This window comes from Gilliamella sp. Fer4-1 (assembly GCF_001690515.1).
Taxonomy (GTDB): Bacteria; Pseudomonadota; Gammaproteobacteria; order Enterobacterales; family Orbaceae; genus Gilliamella; species Gilliamella apicola_C.
The window spans coordinates 1-5,204 of sequence record NZ_LZGZ01000008.1 but is presented as its reverse complement, the minus strand read 5'-3'; the positions used below and the strand labels follow the sequence as shown (position 1 = coordinate 5,204).

The 5,204-nt window shown below is 37.9% G+C and carries 5 protein-coding genes; 3 read left to right on the top strand and 2 right to left on the bottom strand.

Annotated features, from left to right (window positions below):
- Positions 1 to 253 precede the first annotated feature (253 nt).
- Positions 254 to 1,966, top strand: a complete 1,713-nt coding sequence (locus A9G30_RS00155) for a formate--tetrahydrofolate ligase (RefSeq protein ID WP_065587691.1) — start codon at positions 254 to 256, stop codon at positions 1,964 to 1,966.
- Entirely contained in the window at positions 1,966 to 2,385 is a 420-nt protein-coding gene (locus A9G30_RS00150) for an RnfABCDGE type electron transport complex subunit B (protein ID WP_065567902.1), read from the top strand. The genes A9G30_RS00155 and A9G30_RS00150 overlap by 1 nt, the downstream gene beginning before the upstream one ends.
- Positions 2,386 to 2,418: 33 nt before the next feature.
- Here A9G30_RS00150 and typA read toward each other — a convergent pair whose 3' ends face one another.
- Both typA and hemG read right to left on the bottom strand, forming a co-directional pair.
- Positions 2,419 to 4,245, bottom strand: coding sequence for a ribosome-dependent GTPase TypA (gene typA, locus A9G30_RS00145; RefSeq protein ID WP_065587690.1), 1,827 nt, complete (start codon positions 4,243 to 4,245; stop codon positions 2,419 to 2,421).
- A 148-nt stretch (positions 4,246 to 4,393) separates the two neighbouring features.
- Positions 4,394 to 4,933 carry a menaquinone-dependent protoporphyrinogen IX dehydrogenase gene (gene hemG, locus A9G30_RS00140; RefSeq protein ID WP_065567972.1) on the bottom strand — a complete coding sequence of 180 codons (540 nt, stop codon included), beginning with the start codon at positions 4,931 to 4,933 and terminating at the stop codon, positions 4,394 to 4,396.
- Between the two features lie 151 nt (positions 4,934 to 5,084).
- On the opposite strand from hemG, the gene A9G30_RS13425 reads away from it, so the two are divergent.
- On the top strand, positions 5,085 to 5,204 hold a 120-nt coding region (locus tag A9G30_RS13425; RefSeq protein ID WP_141671931.1), incomplete at its 3' end, for an NTP transferase domain-containing protein.

The window sequence follows — 5,204 nt, the reverse complement described above, 5'->3', positions numbered from 1 at the left end:
CACCGTTGCTGACTTACGGCGTTGGCTTAATATAAAAATAAGTATCGCTAAAATTGCAATAACAACTGTTGCTGTTTCAGCTAAAAAAAGTGAATACTCAGAAAACCAATTCATTTAACTATTTCCTTTTATTGAATGTATTTAGTTATTATAACAAGATAATTGTGACTTGTGCCGAAAATCAATAAAGATAAAATTGTCGCTTTATTCGGCTATTTAAATTATTTATACTGATAGTCCAATTTATTGTTAGATGAGAACGAATATGCCTTTACGCCCAATTACTGAAATCGCTAAACAATGCAACATCCCAGAAGAGTTTGTCCTGCCTTATGGCAAACACGTGGCAAAAATCGATTTATCCATTCTTAAAACCAACCAAAACAAACCTAACGGCAAATTGGTATTAGTTACCGCTATTACGCCAACTCCACTTGGTGAGGGTAAAACGGTGAATACAATCGGGCTAAGTGAGGGACTAAATTACATTGGTAAATCGGCAATTGCTTGTATTCGTCAACCAAGTTTAGGACCTGTATTTGGCGTTAAAGGTGGTGCTGCTGGCGGTGGTCAAGCCGAAGTATTACCTATGGAAACTTTAAATCTGCATTTAACGGGTGATATTCACGCAATCACCGCAGCTCATGATTTGGCATCAGCCGCATTAGATTCGCGCCTTTATCATGAAGAACGCTTGGGCGATGAATTTACCGCACAAACGGGCTTGCCACGTCTCAATATCGATGTAAATCGTATTGTGTGGAAACGGGTGATGGATCATAATGATCGTGCACTTCGTAAAATTACTGTTGGTGTCGGTGGTGGCGTTAATGGCATTACACGTCAAGATGGCTTTGAGATAACCGCAGCATCAGAACTTATGGCAATTTTAGCATTAGCCTCAGATTTACACGATATGCGTGCGCGCATTGGGCGTATTATTTTAGCTTATAATACTCAAGGCGAAGCAATTACCGCAGAACAACTTGAAGTTGCGGGCGCCATGACAGTATTACTTAAAAATGCGATTAATCCAAACCTGATGCAAACAGTTGAAAATACGCCGGTACTTATTCATGCGGGACCTTTCGCCAATATTGCCCATGGCAACTCCTCTGTCATTGCCGATCGCATTGCTTTGCAACTTGCCGATTATGTCGTAACTGAAGCTGGTTTTGGCTCAGATATGGGCATGGAAAAATTCTTCAATATTAAATATCGCCAAGCGGGTACTAAAGCTTCGTGTGTGGTATTAGTTGCTACCGTACGTAGCTTAAAATCGAACAGTGGTAAATATAATATCAAACCAGGACAAGCAATCCCGAAAGAAATTTCAGAATCAAATATTGAATTACTTGAAATTGGTGCAGCTAATTTAGCGTGGCACATCAACAATGCTAAAAGTTATGGGCTACAAGTGATTGTTGCCATTAACCGTTTTCCACATGATAGCGAAGAAGAGTTGGCATTTTTACAAAAATATGCAATTGAGCATGGTGCATTTGCCTGTGAAGTAAGTGAAGTTTTCACTCAAGGTGGTAAAGGCGCAGAAAAACTAGCTAAGCACGTGATTAAAGCATGTGATACACCAAACGAAATCAAACTACCTTATCCTGACAACATGCCTCTAGTAGATAAAATTCAAACTATGGTGAAAAAGTATGGTGCCAACAAAGCTAATTTATCGGCTACTGCACTTGAAAATATCAAAGAGATCGAAGCACTAAAACTGGACCAGTTGCCTCTTTGTATTGCTAAAACACCAATGTCAATTAGTGCGGATGCAAATCTAAAAAATGTACCTACCGATTTTGATGTCGATATTAGTCACTTAGCGATTTCAGCTGGAGCTGGTTTTATTCGTGTTTATGCTGGAAACGTGATGACCATGCCGGGATTAGGCACTAACCCTGCTTATCGGCAAATCGATATTGACAAAGATGGTAATATAGTAGGTTTAAGTTAATGCAAGAAATGATTATGCAAACTAAACAAGAATATAAAGCGTTTATTGATGAAGAAAACTGTATTGGTTGTGGCAAATGCATTCGTGTTTGCCCAACCGATGCCATTGTCGGCAGCAAGCAAGTATTGCACACCATTTTGCCACAATTATGTACCTCGTGCAGTAATTGTATTAATACCTGTCCAACAGACTGTATTACATTAAGCACACTAGGTACTGCATTGACTGAATCAGAAGAGTTAGTACTAACTCAGAAAAAACAACAACGTTTAAGCCATAACCAACTCGTACCGCCCACAATATTATTTCCTCGCACAATGCCAGTTAATAATACCAATACAATTGCGCCAAAGGATCGCAAACAATCCATTGCTGATGCTATTGCCAGAGTTAAAGCAAAAAAAAACCTCGCTAAATAGCGAGGTTTTCATATTACGGTAAAACTACAACAATTAGTCTTTATTACCACTTCTAAACGCACGTTTGCGATCATTTTCAGTTAAATGACGTTTACGTAGACGAATAGATAATGGCGTTACTTCGACTAATTCATCATCATCAATAAACTCTAATGCTTGTTCTAATGACATTTTAATTGGTGGTGACAATGTAGTTGCTTCATCTGTACCTGATGCTCGCATGTTGGTTAATTTTTTACCGGTTAGACAGTTAACAGTTAAATCGTTTGAGCGAGTATGAATACCAATAATTTGACCTTCATAAACTTCAGCACCATGACCTAGGAATAACTTACCACGGTCTTGCAAACCATAAAGCGCATAAGCCAACGCTTTACCTGTACCGTTTGAAATCATTACACCGTTATTACGTTGACCTATTTCACCTGGGTGCACATCATCATAATGACTAAAGGTAGAATAAAGCAAGCCAGTACCTGATGTCATGGTCATAAATTCCGTTCTAAATCCAATAAGCCCACGGCTTGGAATAACGTAATCTAAACGTACACGGCCTTTACCATCTGGTAACATGTTTGTTAGGTCACCTTTACGTAAGCCAAGAGCTTCCATCACGGATCCTTGATGTTGTTCTTCAATATCAAGAGTAACTTGTTCAAATGGCTCTTGTTTTTTACCATCAATTTCTCTAAAGATAACTTTAGGACGAGAAACCCCTAATTCATAACCTTCGCGACGCATATTTTCAATTAACACTGACAAATGTAATTCACCACGACCAGACACTCTAAATGCATCAGGATCAGGGGTTTCTTCAACGCGCAACGCAACATTATGTACCAGTTCTTTATTTAAACGCTCAAGAATTTGGCGAGAAGTCACATACTTACCTTCTTTACCAGCAAATGGTGAGCTATTAACATTAAAGAACATAGTCACTGTTGGCTCATCAACAGTTAACGCTGGCAGAGCTTCAACGCAACTATTGTCACAAATTGTATCAGAGATACCGAGCTCACCAAGACCTGTTAATGCTATAATATCACCAGCCTCGGCAACTTCAGCTTCATAGCGTTGCAGACCTAAATGACCAAGCACTTGCCCCACTTTACCAGTGCGTTTATTGCCTTCACTATCGACGATAGTCACTTGTTGATTTGGTTTAACACGACCGCGTTTAATACGACCAATACCAATAACACCAACATAGTTGTTATAATCAAGTTGAGAAATTTGCATTTGGAATGGACCGTCTAAATCAACTTTTGGTGGTTCAACATGTTTAACGATCGCTTCAAATAACGGTGTCATATCTTCCGCCATATTTTCATGATCTAAACCGGCTATACCCATTAAAGCTGAAGCATAAACAATAGGGAAATCTAACTGTTCATCAGTCGCCCCCAAGTTAACAAACAGATCAAACACTTGGTCAACAACCCAATCAGGGCGTGCACCAGGACGATCGACTTTATTGATAACCACAATCGGTTTTAAACCATAAGCAAATGCTTTTTGCGTTACAAAGCGTGTTTGTGGCATCGGGCCGTCCATTGCATCAACAAGCAACAATACAGAGTCAACCATTGACATAACACGTTCAACTTCACCACCAAAATCAGCATGCCCAGGGGTGTCAACGATATTAATTCGGTAACCATTCCAATCAATAGCGGTGTTTTTCGCTAAAATGGTAATACCACGCTCTTTTTCAAGAGCATTAGAATCCATAATACGTTCGTTATCGTCACCACGCAGATTATCTAGCGTACCCGACTGTTTTAATAATTTGTCAACCAAAGTTGTTTTACCATGGTCAACGTGAGCAATAATGGCAATATTTCTTAAATTTTCAATCACAATTAAAATTCCAATTAGGAGACATATTCTATAGGCGCGATATTGTACACCTTTTTAACCGAAATGTTGATCTATATCACAAAGTTTATTGAAAAGAGCTTGATAATTTGGTAAACCCAACAAAATATCAATTTTCATGTAAAAAATTTTAGCAAATGGCTACGTTTGAATGTAAAAATTGCTCAGCAAATTTATCTACCTTTTTCCAATCAGTATATTCAATAACTGGTTTTGTTACATCTGTATCGCCTTTTCCTAACCACATAATAAAGCGGATCATATTACGATCAAACCAATTATATTGAGGATAATAAAGTGCACCAGCAAAAACCGCGGTAATAGTTGGCTTCCATGCTATTTTTGCCAGAAATTTTTTGGTATATAAATTGGTTTCTGGGGTATTTTTATTAGGTTTTCTAGCCACCATATTTACCCCAAAAAAGCCAGATTTCATAGCATTCAATTGCTGATAATGTTCATCTATAAACGCTTTCATTACCTTACTATAAAACCCGTAACGAATTGAACTGCCTAATAATACCGCTTGGTATTGTGTCAAATCGATTTTTGTATCGGGCAATAGTTCAATTACCTCACAATCACACTTACTATTAAGTTGCATGTTTATGCGCTGCATAATTTTAAAAGTTTGCTTTTCGTGTGTGGTATAAAGTAATAAAACTTTCATAATGGAACTCATGCATTACTTCCTTTTTTGTTAAACCCTTTGGTAAATATCAATATTACTTTTTTTATGATAAAAATTAAAAGATTGGGGGTGATTTCATTAAAAACTTTGATTATAGTATTAGGCTAATTTAACCTGAACGGAACTGATTATGGCAATTGCACCTCCAAAACTGAATGCGATTATTTTGGCGGCAGGAAAAGGCACACGGATGTATTCCAACCTACCTAAAGTTTTACATAAAATTGGCAATAAGCCGATGTTACAACAT

What these genes read in the sequence shown, in the direction of transcription:
- A9G30_RS00155 (WP_065587691.1), top strand. Translation starts at nt 254, where the DNA reads ATGAGAACGAATATGCCTTTACGCCCAATTACTGAAATCGCTAAACAA.
- A9G30_RS00150 (WP_065567902.1), top strand. Translation starts at nt 1,966, where the DNA reads ATGCAAGAAATGATTATGCAAACTAAACAAGAATATAAAGCGTTTATT.
- hemG (WP_065567972.1), bottom strand. Translation starts at nt 4,933, where the DNA reads ATGAAAGTTTTATTACTTTATACCACACACGAAAAGCAAACTTTTAAA.